The organism is Streptomyces sp. NBC_00690, assembly GCF_036226685.1.
GTDB lineage: Bacteria > Actinomycetota > Actinomycetes > Streptomycetales > Streptomycetaceae > Streptomyces.
Map to the genome: position 1 here is coordinate 7376044 of NZ_CP109009.1, position 16236 is coordinate 7392279.

Annotated in this window: 15 protein-coding genes; 2 read left to right on the plus strand and 13 right to left on the minus strand. The window is 68.3% G+C overall.

Annotated features, from left to right (window positions below):
• Positions 1 to 9 precede the first annotated feature (9 nt).
• Positions 10 to 1905: an ABC transporter ATP-binding protein gene (locus OID54_RS32055; protein WP_329025264.1), complete on the plus strand. Its 1896-nt coding sequence runs from the start codon at positions 10 to 12 to the stop codon at positions 1903 to 1905.
• A 189-nt stretch (positions 1906 to 2094) separates the two neighbouring features.
• Here OID54_RS32055 and OID54_RS32060 read toward each other — a convergent pair whose 3' ends face one another.
• The 12 genes from OID54_RS32060 to OID54_RS32115 all read right to left on the minus strand — a co-directional run bounded on the left by OID54_RS32060 (position 2095) and on the right by OID54_RS32115 (position 15533).
• Complete coding sequence (locus tag OID54_RS32060) at positions 2095 to 2862, minus strand: aminoglycoside adenylyltransferase family protein (protein ID WP_329025265.1); 768 nt, start codon at positions 2860 to 2862, stop codon at positions 2095 to 2097.
• A 235-nt stretch (positions 2863 to 3097) separates the two neighbouring features.
• Positions 3098 to 3385 (minus strand): muconolactone Delta-isomerase, encoded by a 288-nt coding sequence (locus OID54_RS32065; RefSeq protein ID WP_329025266.1) that lies wholly within the window; start codon positions 3383 to 3385, stop codon positions 3098 to 3100.
• Between the two features lie 64 nt (positions 3386 to 3449).
• Positions 3450 to 4931, minus strand: coding sequence for an aldehyde dehydrogenase (locus OID54_RS32070; RefSeq protein ID WP_329025268.1), 1482 nt, complete (start codon positions 4929 to 4931; stop codon positions 3450 to 3452).
• Positions 4928 to 5965: an ABC transporter ATP-binding protein gene (locus tag OID54_RS32075; RefSeq protein ID WP_329025271.1), complete on the minus strand. Its 1038-nt coding sequence runs from the start codon at positions 5963 to 5965 to the stop codon at positions 4928 to 4930. Before OID54_RS32075 ends, OID54_RS32070 begins: the two co-directional genes overlap by 4 nt.
• Positions 5962 to 6984 (minus strand): ABC transporter ATP-binding protein, encoded by a 1023-nt coding sequence (locus tag OID54_RS32080; protein ID WP_329025273.1) that lies wholly within the window; start codon positions 6982 to 6984, stop codon positions 5962 to 5964. Before OID54_RS32080 ends, OID54_RS32075 begins: the two co-directional genes overlap by 4 nt.
• Positions 6985 to 6998: 14 nt before the next feature.
• Positions 6999 to 7946 carry an ABC transporter permease gene (locus tag OID54_RS32085; RefSeq protein ID WP_329025275.1) on the minus strand — a complete coding sequence of 316 codons (948 nt, stop codon included), beginning with the start codon at positions 7944 to 7946 and terminating at the stop codon, positions 6999 to 7001.
• A 19-nt stretch (positions 7947 to 7965) separates the two neighbouring features.
• Entirely contained in the window at positions 7966 to 8913 is a 948-nt protein-coding gene (locus OID54_RS32090) for an ABC transporter permease (RefSeq protein WP_329025277.1), read from the minus strand.
• A gap of 13 nt (positions 8914 to 8926) precedes the next feature.
• Positions 8927 to 10582 (minus strand): ABC transporter substrate-binding protein, encoded by a 1656-nt coding sequence (locus tag OID54_RS32095; protein WP_329025279.1) that lies wholly within the window; start codon positions 10580 to 10582, stop codon positions 8927 to 8929.
• Complete coding sequence (locus tag OID54_RS32100; RefSeq protein WP_329025281.1) at positions 10579 to 12186, minus strand: phytoene desaturase family protein; 1608 nt, start codon at positions 12184 to 12186, stop codon at positions 10579 to 10581. The genes OID54_RS32095 and OID54_RS32100 overlap by 4 nt, the downstream gene beginning before the upstream one ends.
• Positions 12187 to 12230: 44 nt before the next feature.
• Complete coding sequence (locus OID54_RS32105) at positions 12231 to 13214, minus strand: membrane dipeptidase (RefSeq protein WP_329025283.1); 984 nt, start codon at positions 13212 to 13214, stop codon at positions 12231 to 12233.
• 49 nt (positions 13215 to 13263) lie between these two features.
• Positions 13264 to 13983 (minus strand): maleate cis-trans isomerase family protein, encoded by a 720-nt coding sequence (locus tag OID54_RS32110; RefSeq protein ID WP_329025285.1) that lies wholly within the window; start codon positions 13981 to 13983, stop codon positions 13264 to 13266.
• Between the two features lie 704 nt (positions 13984 to 14687).
• Positions 14688 to 15533, minus strand: a complete 846-nt coding sequence (locus OID54_RS32115) for an IclR family transcriptional regulator (protein WP_329025287.1) — start codon at positions 15531 to 15533, stop codon at positions 14688 to 14690.
• Between the two features lie 192 nt (positions 15534 to 15725).
• Between OID54_RS32115 and OID54_RS32120 the strand changes: the two genes are divergently transcribed.
• On the plus strand, positions 15726 to 16061 hold the full coding sequence (locus OID54_RS32120) for a zinc-binding dehydrogenase (RefSeq protein ID WP_329025289.1): 336 nt from the start codon (positions 15726 to 15728) through the stop codon (positions 16059 to 16061).
• A gap of 22 nt (positions 16062 to 16083) precedes the next feature.
• On the opposite strand, the gene OID54_RS32125 is transcribed toward OID54_RS32120, so the two are convergent.
• Positions 16084 to 16227, minus strand: coding sequence for a hypothetical protein (locus OID54_RS32125; protein WP_329025291.1), 144 nt, complete (start codon positions 16225 to 16227; stop codon positions 16084 to 16086).
• Between the last annotated feature and the right edge of the window lie 9 nt (positions 16228 to 16236).

A 16236-nucleotide genomic window follows, 5' to 3' on the forward strand; every position in this document is an offset into this window, starting at 1 on the left:
TTCGTGCTCATGAGCATCGAAGTCACCGCTTGGACACAGGTCCAGTCCGTCGTTAACGCCCAGCAGGAACGGCGTCCCTTCGCCCGAGCCACCCTGCGCCGCATCGCCGCCTTCGCCCGTCCGCACCGCAGCCGCATCCTCCAGTTCGTGCTGCTCAGCGTCCTCACCGCACTGCTCGCGGTGGCCACACCCGTGCTGGCCGGACGCGTCGTCAACGTCATCGTCTCCGGTGGCGAATCGAGAATCGTCATCCAACTCGCTCTGCTCATCGCGGTGATAGCGGTCGCCGAAGCCGCCCTCGGCCTGGTGGAACGCTGGCTCTCCGCCACCCTCGGCGAGGGATTGATCCTCGATCTGCGACGCGCCGTCTTCGACCACGTACAACGGATGCCCGTCGCCTTCTTCACCCGCACCCGCACCGGCGCGCTCGTCAGCCGGCTCAACAACGATGTGATCGGAGCCCAACGGGCCTTCAGCAACACCCTGTCCAGTGTGGTGAGCGACCTGGTCACCCTGGTGCTCACCCTCGTCGTCATGCTCACCCTGTCCTGGCAGATCACCCTGCTTGCGCTGGTCCTGCTGCCGGTGTTCGTGGTGCCCGCTCGACTGATGGGCACCCGGATGGCACGGCTACGGCGTGAGGCGTCCCAACTGGACGCGGCCATGGGCACCCGGATGACCGAGCGGTTCTCCGCACCGGGCGCAACCCTGGTCAAGCTGTTCGGACGGCCGGGAGATGAGTCGAGGGAGTTCGCCGCCCGGGCGGATCGGGTGCGTGACATCGGCGTCCGCACCTCCCTCGCCTACTCCGCCTTCGTCACCGCGCTCACCCTGGTCTCCGCCCTCGCCCTGGCGCTCGTCTACGGCCTCGGTGGCTACTACGCCCTGCGCGGCAGCCTGGAACCCGGCGCCGTCGTCTCCCTCGCACTGCTCCTGACCCGGCTGTACGCACCCCTGACGACCCTGGCCGGTGCACGCGTCGAGGTGATGAGCGCACTGGTCAGCTTTGAGCGGGTCTTCGAGGTCCTCGACCTCAAGCCGCTGATCGAAGAGAAGACGGACGCACGGCCGGTGCCCGAGGGACCGGTGGCGGTGGAGTTCCACGATGTGCGGTTCAGCTACCCCGCCGCGGACAAGGTGTCCCTCGCATCGCTGGAGGAGACCGCCGCTCTCGACACCCGAGGCGGCGAAGAGGTCCTGCGGGGGATCTCCTTCCGGGTGGAGCCGGGGCAGACCGTGGCCCTCGTCGGTTCCTCCGGGGCGGGCAAGTCCACCCTGGCCAGTCTGTTGCCCCGGCTGTACGACGTGGACGAAGGCGCGGTCCGCATCGGTGGGATCGACGTGCGCGACCTCTCGGCCGAATCCCTGCGCTCCACCCTGGGCATGGTGACCCAGGACGGGCACCTCTTCCATGAATCCGTGCGCGACAATCTGCTTCTCGCCCGGCCCGGGGCGTCCGAGGACGACCTGTGGGACGCACTGCGCCGCGCCCGGCTCGACGAGTTGGTACGGGCGCTGCCCGAGGGCCTCGACACGATCGTGGGGGAGCGTGGCTACCGACTGTCGGGCGGTGAGCGCCAGCGGATGACGATCGCCCGGCTGCTGCTGGCCAGGCAGCGCGTCGTCATCCTCGACGAGGCCACCGCCCATCTCGACAACACCTCGGAAGCGGCGGTGCAGGCGGCGCTCGCCGAAGCCCTGGAGGACCGGACCGCCGTGGTGATCGCCCACCGGTTGTCGACGGTACGCGCTGCGGATCTGATCCTGGTCGTGGAGGGAGGGCGCGTCGTCGAACGCGGCACCCATGAGAGTCTGTTGGCACTGGAGGGCCGGTATGCGGAGCTGTACCGGACACAGTTCGCCGAGTCCGGGGAGCGGTCAGCCGGATCCCGTGCACTCGTGTGACGAGGTGTGGCAGCCCTTCGCACCCCCGGTCCGAGGTCCATGGCCGGCGGTGCGAAGGGCTGCCACATCGCCGTCCAGCTGCGGTGTGGTGCACCACCGAGTCGTCCGGCGGCCTCCGACCCCAGTCCCCGGGCACAGCCCGTGCGCCCCGTCATCGCTCGTGTCCCCACCTCGGACGAAGACGCTCGATCAACCCTCGGCCGTGTCGTCGACCAGCGTGTTGATGACCTGGGCGATCCGTGCTGCGAACGGCTCCAACTGCGCCAGGAATTCGCCCCAGTGCTCCTCGGCATCTCCCCGGTAGACCGCGCGTGCATGGGCGAGTACGGGTCGGTGGTCGGCCGACAGCCGCGGGAGTGCCCAGTCGGCCGCGGCCTCCTTGGAACCGATGGTGCCGGTCTCCAGGGTCATCCAGATCCGGGCGAGGGTGAGAACCACATTGCGCGTGTCGGAGTGCAGTTCGTCGAGCAGCTCGGGCACGCCCGCCACCAGTGCCTTGACGACATCCTCATGGGGGACGGGCGCGAGAACCTCACCCGGTGGCGGACCCGACAACGGACTGTCCGCCTGGAGCACCATCGTGATCAGCAGGGCGAGATCGGGGTCCGACGTCGGCGAGGGAGTCCAACCGTCCTCGTAGGAGTCGCGCAGCCACTCGCCGTACTGGAACTCCCGCCGCGGCGGATAGCGCCACGGCCGCACATCGGACCGTACGGCGACGGTGAGTTCCACGGGGCGTACCCCGCTACGAGCATCAGGGCTCGACAGGACGCGCAGACCGTCGACCAACTCCCGCCGCTCGGCCGCCGTGGTCCGCTCGGCGATGAGTACGAACACATCGACATCACTGTGCGGACGCAACCCGCCGAGCACCGCGGACCCATGGGAGTACACACCGACGACCCGAGGGCCCAGCACCCGATGGACCAGGGCGATGACGTCGTTCGTCTGGGACAAGCCGAACCCTTCCTTCGTACGCACTCGGCGCCGCGGTCTCGGCGTGCGGCCCGTTGAGACAAGGAAGGGCAGATCGTAGACAACGGGCCGGCCTCGAACAAGCGGGTTCACCGGGGTGCAGGCACCATCGACGAACACTCGCGTGCGAACGGGTGGTGCGTTCGTGGCCGTGGAGCGGGTGCGGGCGACCACAACACGGCAGGACACGGCCGCCCGCACCACGCTCCGCCCGATTTCAGGCCGCCGGTCCCGGATCAACCGGATGGGTGGCCATGGAGTGGACGGTGACGTCCATCCACGGCCACACCGGCAGGGAGGAGATGATGGTGTGCATCTCGGTGGGATCCGCGGCCCGCCACAGTCCCCAGTTCTCCGTGCGCCCGGGTACGCGCCACATGCGCACCAGGTGCCCCGCATCCACGAGTTCGGCCGCCCGTAGGCGTTCGGCCTCGGAGATCGACTCCTTGCGCTCGGGCTCCATGCCCTCGGGCCATGAGATCCGGATGTTGACGAGGAACTCCATCGGTACTTCCTTACTGTTTCGGTGTCGGGAGAGCGGCGACGGCACGGTGCCGTGCTGGCCGTGGTCAGTCGCCGAAGGGGTCCGCCGGCGTGCCGTGCTCGGTGATGACGGACTTCGTCTGGAGGAACTCGGCGACCGCCTCGATGCCGTTCTCACGTCCGATGCCTGACTGCTTGTAGCCGCCGAACGGCACGCTCCAGTGCAGCAGCCGGTAGGTGTTCACCCAGACCACACCGGCCTCCAGGCGTTTGGCCACCCGGTGCGCACGCGCACTGTCCGCGGTCCAGAAGCCCGCCGCCAGCCCGAACTCGACGGAGTTCGCGATCGCGACGGCCTCGTCCTCGGTGTCGAACGGATGGACGGTGACCACCGGGCCGAACACCTCTTCACGGCAGACCGCGAGCTCTCGATCCGCGTCGACCAGCACGGTCGGCTCGTACCAGAATCCGGCCTCGGCATCGGCGACGGTGGCCCGTCGACCGCCCGTTGCCGCCTTGGCCCCTCGGCTCAGGGCGTCGTCGACCAGGGATTCGATGCGCTCCACTGCCGCGGCCGAGGCCACCGGTCCGATGTGGGTGCGGGGATCACGCGGATCGCCGACGCGCAGCCGCGCCACCGCGTCCACATAGCGAGTGAGGAACTCCTCGTACACCTCGCGCTGGACGAGGATGCGGGAGCCCGCCACACAGGTCTGCCCGGCCGCCGAGAAGGCGCCCTGCCGGGCGGCGATGACGGCGGCGTCAAGATCGCCGTCGGCGAAGACGATGTGCGCCGACTTCCCGCCCGCCTCACAGACGTAACGTTTCATCTGTGCTGCCGCCTGCGCACCGAGAGTCCTGGCGACCGCGGTGCTCCCCGTGAAGGTCACCATGGCGACATCGGGGTGCTGTACCAGCCGCTGCCCCTCTTCCGCACCACCGATCACCACACTGACCACTCCGGGCGGGAATCCCGCCTCCAACGCCAGTTCGGCGAGCCGGACGGAGGACGCCGGAGCCTGCGGCGGGGGCTTGAGGATCACCGTGTTGCCCGCGGCCAGGGCGGGCGCGAGCTTCCACGAGCCCAGCGAGAGAGCGCCGTTGAACGGCGTGAGCGCGGCCACCACTCCCAACGGTTCATGGGTGATCAGGGCCGCGGCGGTACCGCTGAGCGGACGGGAGCGACTCTCCAGGGTTTCGGCCGCCGCCGCGAAGTAGCGATACCAACGGGCCAGCGCGCCCACTTCACCGCGGGTGGCCGCCAGCGGTTTGCCGTTGGCCAGGGTCTCCAACGACGCCAGTTCATCGGTGTGCGCGACCAACACATCCCCGAGGCGGTACAGCAGATCGGCGCGGGCGTGCGCCGGAAGCCCTCCCCAGGACGGTGCGAGGAACGCCTCGCGGGCGCCGCGGACCGCGTCGTCGACGGCGTCGGGATCCTGGTGCGCCCGGGCCCAGACCTCTCCCGTCGCCGGATCGACCAGGGGCACGACGGTCCCCGCGGGTTCCCGGCGTCGGCCTTGCGTGTGCGAGGTGTAGTCCTCGGCGGTGGGGGTGGGGGAGGTCATGGCGCGGGGGTCCTTTCCAGGGACAGGGCTTCGCGAACGGCCGGTGTGTCGAAGTGGTGGCAGGCCACGGTGTGGCCCGAGGTGCCGACGGACACCTGCGGGGGCGAGTCACCCTCGCGGCACACGTCGGTGGCGAAGGGACACGACCGCTGAAAGCGGCATCCCGGCAGCGGAGCGGCGGGGTCCGGCGGTTCTGCGCGGGTTCGTATGCCGCTTCTGAGGCCGGGGGAGCGCGGGTCGGGAACCGGAACGGCACCGAGCAGCGCATGGGTGTACGGATGGCGCGGCGCGGAGAACAACTCGTCGCACGGAGCGCTCTCCATGATCTTCCCGCCGTACATCACCACGACCTGGTCAGAGATGTGCCGCACCACGCTCATGTCGTGGGAGATGAAGAGGAAGCTGACGTCGCGGTCCCGACGCAGGTCCTTGAGCAGATTGACGATCTGCCCCTGGATGCTGACGTCGAGGGCGGAGACGATCTCGTCGCAGACGATGAAGCGGGGCTCCACCGCCAGCGCACGGGCGATCGCCGCACGTTGCCGCTGCCCGCCGGAGAGTTCGTGCGGATAGCGATCGGCGAGTTCGGGACGGATGCCCACCTGACCCAGCAGTTCCTCGACCCGCTCCGAGACCGCTTCCCGGTCGACCGTGCGGTGCACGGTGACGACCTCGCGGATCATCGCCCGAATGGTCATCCGCGGGTTGAGGCTCGCGTACGGGTCCTGGTAGACGATCTGGGCCAGCCGTGGGAGCCGTTTGTCGCGACGGAGTTCGGCGAGTTCGTCGCCCTCCACCCGGACCCGCCCCGAGGCGATCGGCGACAGTCCGACCAGGGCGCGTCCCGTGGTCGTCTTCCCGCTGCCGCTCTCCCCGACGATGGTGACGATGCTCCGTGCGGGGACGGTGAAGGACACCCCGTCGACGGCGTGCGCGGTGCCGGTCACCCGGCGGAGCACTCCGGTGCGGATCGGGAAGCGAACCGCCAGGTCCTCGACGACGACGGCGTCGGGCGGGGATGCCTCGGTGGTCATGCGCTCTCTCCTCGGTCAGCCGCACCGGCGAGCGCCGGAGAGGTGAACGGGCAGCGGACGTAGTGCCCGGGGACTCCTTCGGCCGGGCTGAGGAGCGGAGGTACGGACTCCGAACACTCGGAGCGGGCGACCGAGCAACGGGGCTGGAACGCACAGCCCGGCGGGGGCGCGGCGGGGTCGGGTGGAAACCCGGGGATCGCGGGGAGGTGTTCCACGCGTTCGCGGTCCATCCGGGGGATCGATTCCATCAGGGCGCGGGTGTAGGGGTGGCTGGGAGTGTCGAACAGCGCCGTGGTGGGTGCCAGTTCCACGATCCGTCCCGCGTACATCACGGCGATGCGATCGGTGATGCCGGCGACCACACCCAGATCGTGGGTGATGAGGATCAGCGCCATCTGAAGCTCCTTGCGGAGCCGGTCGATGAGCTGGAGCACCTGCGACTGGATGGTGACGTCGAGCGCGGTGGTGGGTTCGTCCGCGATCAGGACCTGGGGGTTGCGACTGATCGCCATCGCGATCAGTACCCGCTGGCGCATTCCACCGGACAGTTCGTGCGGATGGTTGCGCAGTCGCTCACGGGCCGATGGAAGGCCCACCATGTCCAGGAGTTCGGCACACCGTTCGGCCGCGGCCCGCCTGCTGAACCCGTCGTAGTGGATGAGAGGTTCGGCCATCTGGGCGCCGATGGTCATGGCGGGGTTGAGGGCGGACAGGGCGTCCTGGGAGACGAGTCCGATGCCCGAACCGCGTACCGCCCGCATCTGCCGCGGGGTGAGCGAGGTGAGGTCCTTGCCGTCGAAGTCGACACGGCCCGAGATGTCGACCCCACTGCTCCCGAGCATGCGGAGTACGGCCAACATGGTCTGGCTCTTGCCACAGCCGGACTCGCCGACGACTCCGAGCGACTCGCCCGCCGCCACGCTGAAGGACACGTCGCGCACGGTCTCCAGGGGGGCGCTGTGCCGTGAGTCCTGGCCGCGGTAGGCGACCTTGAGGTGCTCTACTTCCAAAATGGTCATGGTGATCCCTCCCTCTACGCCAGTTTGATCTTGGGGTTGAAGTACGCCTGGAGCACGTCGACCAGAAAGTTGATCAGTACGAATGCGATGGCGATGATCAGGATTCCGCCCTGGACGAGCGGGATGTCCCGGGTGGAGATGGCCTGGTGGAGCGCGAGTCCGATACCGGGCCAGGAGAACACCGTCTCGGTCAGTACCGCGCCGCTCAGCAGGAAGCCCGCCTGGAGGCCGATGACGGTGATGACCGAGGGCATTGCGTTGGGCAGCACATGGCGGACGATGACGCGGAACTCGCCGACGCCACGGGACCTGGCGGTCCGCACATAGTCGTTGCCGATCACCTCAAGCACCGCCGAGCGGGTCATCCGTGCGATCACGGCGAGCGACCAGGCCGCGAGTGTGATCACCGGCAGCACCATGTGCGCGGCGACGTCCAGGGCACCGCCCCCACCGATCGAGGTCATTCCGGTCGCGGGAAGCACCCGCAACTGGAGGGAGAAGACGACGATCAGCACCAGTCCGAACCAGAACGAGGGTACGGAGTTGAAGAACAGGACACCCACCGTCAGCCCGCGGTCGCGGGCCGAACCCGGCTTCTGCGCGGCCCAGGTGCCGATCGCGACACCGACCACGGCCGCCACCACGATGGCGGTGCCGGAGAGCAGAACCGTGTTGAGCAGACGCTCGGACAGCACTTCCGAAACGGGCCGCCCGAAGGACAGCGAACGCCCCAGGTCCCCACTGAAGAGACTGCCGAGATAGCTGAAGTAGCGCGACAGTGCGGGCTCGTCGAGTCCGAGGTCCTCGCGGAGCGCCTGTCGGTCCTCTTCCGAGGAGCTCGGGCCCAGCAGTGCACTCGCCTGATCCCCGGGGATGATCTGGCCGAGGCCGAAGGTGGCGATGGTGACGCCCAGGATGACCGGGAGCATCTGTAGGGCGCGGCGCAGGGTGAAGGTCAGCATGCCGAATCTCCAGGACTGTTCATGACCGGCTCCACCGGGTCCGTAGCGTGGGCTTGCTTCCACGTGCCGCCCGGGACTGCCGGGTGCGCGGGTCGAGGCGGTCGCGGATGCCGTCCCCCAGGAGGTTGAACCCGACCGCGAGCACCACGATCGCGAGACCGGGGATGGTGGCGACGTGTTGTGCCGTCACCAACAGGGCGCGCCCACCGCTGAGCATCTGTCCCCAGTCGGGAGTCGGGGGCTGGGCTCCGAGGCCCAGGAAGGCGAGGCTTGAGCTGAGGATGACGTTGCGACCGGTCTGGAGGGTGGCGAAGACGACGACACCGCCCAGGAGGTTGGGGGTGATGTGTCGCAGGGCGATGCGCAGATGTCCGTAGCCGAGGGCGCCGGCCGCCTCCACGTACTGTTCTTCGCGCAGGGCGACGACGTAGCCCCGCACGATCCGTCCGAACTCCGGGACCGTCACCACGACCATCGCAATGATCATCGAGGTGATACCGGGGCCGAGCGCGACGCTGATGCCCAGGGCGAGCAGGATGCCCGGGAACGAGAACATCACGTCGAAGATCCGCATCAGGGTGCTGTCGAGCCAGCCGCCCACATAGCCCGAGAGCAGTCCGAGACAGCCGCCGACCACCAGGGCCAGCAGTGTCGGCAGGACCGCGACCAACAGGGCGAGCCTGGCCCCGTACATCAGTCGGCTGAGGATGTCCCGACCGACCTCGTCGGTGCCGAGCAGATGGCCGTCGCTGAAGGGTCCGAGACCGACCGACGACGGATTGGTGTCGAGGGGGTCGTACGGGGCGATGAGCGGCGCCAGGACGGCGACGAGGACAGTGGTGGCGACGATGACGCCACCGATGACGGCGGTGGCACGGCCGCCTCCCGCGTTGATGCGGAGTCGGTCCCGCCAGCGGGAACGTGTGGCCCCCGCAGTGTCGGGGCCGATTGCCACAGTGGCCTTCATGGCTGGTTTCTCCTCACCGACGGCGGATGGTGGTGTAGTCGATGTAGGCCGATGCGGCGGAGGTGACCCCGCTGACCTTGTGGCTCAGCAGCCGAGGCAATCGGTCCTGGTACAGGAAGAGCCAGGGGGCGTCCGAGGCGATGTCGGCCGCGGCTTCCTGGTAGAGCGCCATGCGGCGGCCGTTGTCGGGCTCGGCGCGCGCACGGTCGAAGAGGGCGTCGACGTCGGTGTTGCGGTACCACCCGCGGTTGACCCCGTTGGGCGGATGGAGCTCACCGCTGAACATCCGCTCCAGGAAGTCCGCGGCGTCCGCACCGGTCGTCCAACCGTTGAAGGAGCCGTGGGTCTTTCCGTTGTACCCCTTGCCCTCCTCGGCGACCAGTGAGGCGAACTCCATGTACTGGAGCTCCAGTTGCACCCCCACCGCCTTGAGGTCCTGCTGCACCAGCGACATGATCTCGGTGGCCTGCGAGAAGCCGGGTCCGCTGTCGGGTGCGAGCAGCCTCAGCCGGACCGGTGTCTTCACACCGCTCTCACGGATGAGCTGCCGCGCCCGCTCGGGATCATGGGCGTACGGTGCGTTCCCCGACTTCGTGCGCGTGACCGCTGCGGCGGAGTACGCCTCATTGCCGCGCGGCAGGGGCCCCGTGGACGGTGTGACCTGCCCACCGGTGAGGGTGGCGATGGCCTTGCGGTCCACGGCGTAGTTCAGCGCCTGCCGGAAGGTGGTGTCGTTGGTCGGGGCGATCTTCGTGTTGAGCCGCAGGAAGTACTGGTTCGCCGGTTCCGGGTACTGCACGGACATAATGTCGTCGTGGGTGAGCTGCTCCACCTGCTGGGCGCCCGCGCTGAGGATCGCATCGACCTCGCCGGTCTGGGCGGCGATCGCCAGTGTGGTGGGGTCGGTCACCGACTCGACGATGATGGAGGGGGCCTTCGGGGCTCCGCCCCAGTAGTCGGTGTTGCGCTCCATCTTGATCCGCTTGCCGTGGTCGGCGTGTTGTTGGGAGAAGGGACCCGTCCCCACCGGATGGAGGCCGATGTCATCGGGTCGGTGGTCGCGCAGGGCCTTGGGGCTGACGATCGACATGCGCCGATCGGTGAGTAGCCGGGGGAGACCCGCGTACGGACGGGTGAGCGTGAGGGACAGCGTGTGCGGGTCCGTGACGGCGACGCGTTCGATCCAACGGGTCAGGAACTTCATGTTCCCGCCGGCGGTCGCGTCGTAGACGTCCGCGTCCTCGTTCATGATCCGGTCGAAGTTCACCTTGACGGCCGTGGCGTCGAACGGGGTGCCGTCGGCGAAGGTGACGCCCTTGCGGAGGGCGAAGGTGTAGGTCAGAGCGTCCGGGGAGGTCTTCCAGGACTCGGCCAGGGCGGGACGGAGGGCGGGTGCCTGCTCCGTCGTACGGCCGAGGTCCTCCCGGATGAGCGGGTCGAAGAGGGCGTCGACGAGTCGAAGTCCCACCGTTCCCGAGAGCCGGTGCGGGTCCAGGGCGGGTATCTCGCCTTCGGCGCCGATGACCACGGTCTGGGGGTCGCGACCGAACCCGGGGTTCGTACTGCAACCGGTGAGCAGGACGGCGGCGACGACCGCGCAGCCGACAGCGCTGCGCAGACGTCGTGTGCGTCGTGGGTGCGCCGACCCACTGCGGTGCGAAAGCCTCATGCTTGTCGCCTTTGCTTGTCGGAAAGATCGCGGAGAATCGCGGTGGCCGCGTTCCTGCCGGGTGTTCCGGTGACATAGCCACCGGGCCAGGTCCCTCCGCCGGTGAGATAGAAACCGGCGAGAGGGGTGCGGTATCCGGCCAGGGCGGGATGGGGGCGGCTTCCGAAGAGGTTCTCCGGAAGCATGTCGCCGTGGGTGATGTTGCTTTCCACGAGCCCCAGTTCGCTTTCGATGTCGACCGGATTCATCAACCGGTAGTCGACGATGCGATCGGCGATGCCCGGCATCAGCTGTGAGAGCTCGTCGATGCAACGCCGACCGAATTCCTCGGTCCGCCGGCCGTCCCACTCCCCGTCATGCGGACGGTAGGGGGCGTGCCAGGCATTGACACTGATGAGATGGGTGTTTCCGGGAGTGAGTCCCGGGGAGGTGAGTGTGGGAATGAGACCCCACATCAACGGGTGCTCGGCAGGGCGCCCCGACAGGGCGCCCGCAATGGACTCCTCGATGCGACCGAGTGAGGAACCGACACGGAATTGGCAGGCTCTGACCTGATCCGGATCGACACCGTCGGGAAGCCCCGCATAAGCGGGCAGCGAGTCGACTTCGAGGACCAGTTTGAAGGCCGATCCCCGCATCTCGGTGCCCGTCACCGCCTTCCGTACGGGAGCACCCATGGCCCCGTCGTCGAGCAGATCGCGGAACAGGTGCACGGGATTGACGGCCGCCACCACACGGTCGGCGGTCAATTCCTCGCCGGTCGATGTGACCACCCCGCGCGCACCTGCCGCGTCGTACAGTATTCGCTCCACCGCGGTGCCCGTGCGTATTTGCACGCCGTAGTGGCGACAGCACCCTTCCAACGCATCGATGATCGCGCTCATGGATCCGACCGGGAGACCGGTGGAGCCGCGCAGGGCGACCCGCTCGGCCGCGCCACCGGAATCCGTTCCCGCCGTCGCGGCAAGCGCGAACGGGCGCATCATCAGCCCGATGGCCGTTCCCGGGGCGGAGGGCGAAACCAACTGCGCGTTCAGGGCGAGCAGCGCCAGCAGCGCCTTGGCCTGGTCGGACCTGAGGTGTTCGGCGAGCAGTCCGGACAGGCTGCCTTCGAAGACGGCGGTGAAGAGTTTGAGCTCATCGGGATCGGTCAGCCGCTCCCGCAGCTCTCCCAGGGCAGGCGGCGGCTCGTCCAGCGATACCCCGAGGCTCGCGCCGAGGCGCTCCAGGGCGCTGATCAACCCCCGATAGCGGCCCGCCTCACCCGGTGCGAACGCATCGAGTTGCCGGTCCACCAGCGACTGATCGCGCCAGCCGAGGAAGCACTCCCCGTCGAACTGCTGGACCACGGTCGGATCCGCCCGAACGAACCGAAGGCCGTACTCCGCGAGTCGCAGTTCCCGCACGACTGCCGGATTGAGCGAGCCCGGGGAGTTGGTGAACGAGAGGCTGCGCCCCGGTAGGAACTCATATGCTCCGCACGGACCGCCAAGGCCCGGGCGTGATTCGAGCACGGCGACGCTCAGCCCTGCCCGTCCCAGATAGGCCGCCGTCACGAGCCCGTTGTGACCGCCGCCGACGACCACCGCATCAAACCGGTTCATGCCGGCTCCGCTCCTCTCCACGCCGATTCCCGAGCTCTTGGACATCAGCTCGGCGAGCCGGCGGCAAATCCGTCGTCGAACATCCGCAGCCAATTGCCGCCGGAGATCTTCGTGACTTCGGACTCGCTGAATCCGCGCCTGCGCAGCTCCTCCAGAACGGGGCCGTATCCGCTGCCGGCGGCGAACCACTCGGGAAACTCCACGGGCCCGGATATCGGCACCATCGGCTTACGGCTCCAGCGCCCCTGACGCCACCAGTGGAGTTCCTCGTCGCCCTGCCCCGCGTAGTAGTCGGAGCCGAGACCGACATGGTCCACACCGATCAGTTCGACGGTGTAGGCGACCATGTCACAGAACTCGCCGATCGTGCACGCAATGCCCTGCGGGGCAATGCGCGGATACATGCTCAGACCCACCACCCCGCCCTTCTCCGCGGCCTTCTTCAGGACCGTGTCGGACTTGTTGCGGAAAGCGAGCTCGACGTTCTCGCCGACGAATTCCCTGGGGTTGGAGTGGGTGATCGCCACCGGGCGCTCCGACGCCTCCAGGGCTTCGAGGGAGGTGCGCTCATTGCAGTGCGAGATGTCGATGAGCATCCCGACCTGGTTCATCTCACGGATCAGATTGACGCCGTAGGTGCGGGAGAGCCCCGCGTCGTCGCCCTCCCAGCAGCCGGCACCCGCGGAGTTCTGGGTGTTGTAGGTCAGCTGGGCTATGCGGACGCCGGCCTGGTGGAAGGCGCCGACCAGATCGAGGTCGTCCTCGAAGGGGCTGCTGTTCTGGAACCCGAGGACGATGGCGGTACGCCCGTCCTGATCGGCCGCGCGGATGTCGTTGCCGGAGCGTCCCTCACGGAGCAGATCGGTGTTCTCGGCGAGCAGTCGCTGCCAACGACCCACCTCGCGCATGGTCTCGGTGGAGTCCTCCCAGATCGCCACGGTGGCGTGAACTGCGGAGATGCCGGCAGTGTGCCACTCCTCGAAACGCTCGCGGGAGGGCTTGACGAACTGGAGTGCATCGATGAGCACGGATTACTTCCTCTGCTGGTCCGGTCGCAAGGGCTGGGGTCGGGAGTGGTTAGATTCGGCCGAGTCGGCCGAGCGTTGCGATCTCGTCGCGCAGACCGAGGTGCCGCAGTGCCTTCCACAACGACGCCTGGTTGCTGGTCACCACGGGTACACCGGTGTCCATCTCCAGGTAGGGCAGGATTTCGAAGGTCCGGTAGGTGCCACAGGAGATGAGCAGGGCGTCCGCGTCCGGGGCTGCCTTGTGCAGGCGTCGCCCGAGCCGGTACGCACTGTCGGCGTCGTGCACGCTCGCCTCGTACGGATCGGTCATCTGGAGGCCCTCCATCACCGGCACCTCGAAGCCGAGCGCGGTGAGGTAGTCCCGCAGGGCCTCGTTGACCTCGTCGGTGTAGATGCTGCCGACGGCGACCGATGTGGCGCCGACCGCGCGCAGGGCGTCGACGGTCGCCTGCATCATGGTGATCGCCGGGATGCCCGTTTCCTCGGTGATCTCGTCGGTGACCTTCTGGTCGGTGCCGGGGCCCGGGATGAAGGTGCCCGGCGCACCGCACTGCACGATCAGGTCCACCTTGGCGGTCGCGAGTTGCCGCGAGGCTTCGAGGACCTGACCCATCATCTCCTTGAGCCCTTCCGCATCGACCCGGGGGACGATGGTCCGGGCGTCGGCGAAGGCGACTCCGGTGGGAGCGACCGATCGCCACTCCTCCGCCCCCTCGATCGCGGTGGCCGGGCGAATCTGCCCGATTCGTGCACGCCAGCCGAGCATCATGGGAATCTCCTCAAGATCGGATCAACATCGGAATATGTACGGAACTGTCCTAGCACCCGGCAGTGTCCCGCCCGGGTCGACGGAGTGGCTGCATGGTGTCCGGGCTAGGGCTCCGGGTGTGGCTGGAACGCCCGATGGCACCGGGATCAGCCAGTCCTCATTCGCCGCGTCCAGCGATCTGGGACAGTGGACCAGATCGTTTGGGACAACGTACCGACGGCTTTCGGCCAGGTCAATGGGTATGCCACGACGAACGTCGAACTCGTCCGTCGGGTGGGCCATACCGTTGTGTCGGCCGCAACCCAGAACCGGACCACGATCCGGACCACGATGAGGGAGTGTCACCAGGGGGATAACGGACTCACGGCAGACGCACCGATGGCCCTGACAACATCCGGCACGACACCCAGTGGTCCGTGCCGAAGCGGAAGCCGGGCGGGGAGCCGGCGCGGTCACGGCCTCCCTGCGCGCATGGAACCTTCACGACACAACGGCGTCGCCCACGAAACACACGTGGGGCCTGAGAGGCAACCAGCGGCGGTGGCACCCGCGCGCATCCCGCGAGTGGATGTCCCATGGATGCCCCGCGCGGGGTCAAGCCTCGAAATTCAGTGTGGTCCAAAGCCGGCGGGGGAGTGTGACGTCTCGATGCGCGGAGGCTCGCCACACGACGCGTCAGGAGGAAGAAGAAGGGGAGGAAACGTCTAGCCGGGCTGACGCCAGCGAACGGAGATCTGCGCCGCCGCGGACCGCAGGGCCGGCACCAGATCCCTCATCCGCTGGTCGCTGAGCCGCGCCTCCGGGCCGTAGATGCTCAAGGCCGCGGTGATGCTCCCCTGGGTCCCGATGGGGACCGCGACTCCGCACCCACCGTTGATCCACTCGCCGCGGCTCACCGCGTATCCGAGGTCCCGGGCAGCGGCGATCCGATCGATGAGCTCTCGGGAGTCGGCTGCCGCGCCTGCGCCGCTAGCCTCGTGGCCCTGCACCAGCCGTTCCACCTCCGCCTCAGGCAGCATGGACAGCAGAATGCGCCCCGTGGCGCCGGAGAAGAGGGAGTACGGGCGGCCGACTCCGGTGATCAGACGCAGGGGTTGTGAACTCTCCGCCTCGAACACCGTCACCCGACGGCCGTCGACCACGGTGGACACGCAGGCCGTCTCGCCCGTCACCGCTGCGATCCGGGTCGTGGCCTCGGCCGCGGCGCCCACCAGATCACTGTTGGCCGCGTGCTTCCAGGCCAGGGTGAGCGCTGCCGGCCCGATGACGTACTTCCGGGAGTGCTCCTCCAACACCGCGAGGCCCACCCGCTCCAAAGAGGCCAGGATCCGCTGGGTAGAGCTCTTGCTGATCACCAGGTCCCGACTCAGCTCACGGACGCCGCGCGGCCTGTCGGCCTCGGCGATCGCCTTGAGGACCAGGAGCGCGTGGTCGACGATCTGCACCGTGTTGGTGCTCGGCGCGAGGGGTTCTTCAGCGGTGGGCGATGGCTCCGACTCGGGTCGCGGCCAGGCCGTCTCCGCAGGCTCCGACCCTGGTTCGGTCGCCATGGAGACCGGTTCCTCTCCCTGTGAACGACGGAAGCCCGTTGTGGGATCCGCGTTGCGAAGGCGCCCTCCGCTGTCGGACAGTGCCGTATCGAGTGATCGTTCGCGATTATCACACAGCGACCAGGAGGAGTCACTTCCGAGCGTTGGTACGAGCGGTCCCTCGGCTTGCGCCGGCGCATGTCCACTCCTCCCGTGACCCGGTCGAGGCCCGCCCGCTCCGAACGCCGCGCGACTCGGTGCCGTGCGAGCGCCCCGGACCGTGTGCCGCAGCCCGGGGCGCGGACGAGGTCAGCGGGGCAGACGCGCCAGGATCCAGGTGCCGAGTTCCTCGCCGCCGCAGCCGAGCTGGGCACCCGGATTATCCAGATCGCGATGCGCTACGACCGGATGAGCGAGTTCGCCCGGCTGGCCGACGAAGGCGTTCTCGTCGTATCGGTCGCCCGCACCTACACGCTCGACCAGATCCAGGAGGCGGCCAAGCTCAGCCAGTCCTGTCGGCCCGGCGGCAAGCTCATGCTCGTCCTGTGATCGGAAACAGGCACTAGCGGAGTCAGAGCACGAAGAGTCCGTCGGCGAGCATTTCGTCGAGGCTTCTCTCGAAAGCGAGGGCGACCTGGTGCAGGTCCTCGGTGGTGTGGGCTGCGCTGATGAGGAAGCTATGCAGTTCCGGCAAGTACACCTGGTGTTTTCGCATGTAGAGGAG

Excerpts from the sequence above, each read along its gene's own strand:
- OID54_RS32055 (WP_329025264.1), top strand. The coding sequence starts at position 10 with ATGAGCATCGAAGTCACCGCTTGGACACAGGTCCAGTCCGTCGTTAAC.
- OID54_RS32065 (WP_329025266.1), bottom strand. The coding sequence starts at position 3,385 with ATGGAGTTCCTCGTCAACATCCGGATCTCATGGCCCGAGGGCATGGAG.
- OID54_RS32070 (WP_329025268.1), bottom strand. The coding sequence starts at position 4,931 with ATGACCTCCCCCACCCCCACCGCCGAGGACTACACCTCGCACACGCAA.
- OID54_RS32075 (WP_329025271.1), bottom strand. The coding sequence starts at position 5,965 with ATGACCACCGAGGCATCCCCGCCCGACGCCGTCGTCGTCGAGGACCTG.
- OID54_RS32080 (WP_329025273.1), bottom strand. The coding sequence starts at position 6,984 with ATGACCATTTTGGAAGTAGAGCACCTCAAGGTCGCCTACCGCGGCCAG.
- OID54_RS32085 (WP_329025275.1), bottom strand. The coding sequence starts at position 7,946 with ATGCTGACCTTCACCCTGCGCCGCGCCCTACAGATGCTCCCGGTCATC.
- OID54_RS32090 (WP_329025277.1), bottom strand. The coding sequence starts at position 8,913 with ATGAAGGCCACTGTGGCAATCGGCCCCGACACTGCGGGGGCCACACGT.
- OID54_RS32095 (WP_329025279.1), bottom strand. The coding sequence starts at position 10,582 with ATGAGGCTTTCGCACCGCAGTGGGTCGGCGCACCCACGACGCACACGA.
- OID54_RS32100 (WP_329025281.1), bottom strand. The coding sequence starts at position 12,186 with ATGAACCGGTTTGATGCGGTGGTCGTCGGCGGCGGTCACAACGGGCTC.
- OID54_RS32110 (WP_329025285.1), bottom strand. The coding sequence starts at position 13,983 with ATGATGCTCGGCTGGCGTGCACGAATCGGGCAGATTCGCCCGGCCACC.
- OID54_RS32115 (WP_329025287.1), bottom strand. The coding sequence starts at position 15,533 with ATGGCGACCGAACCAGGGTCGGAGCCTGCGGAGACGGCCTGGCCGCGA.
- OID54_RS32125 (WP_329025291.1), bottom strand. The coding sequence starts at position 16,227 with ATGCGAAAACACCAGGTGTACTTGCCGGAACTGCATAGCTTCCTCATC.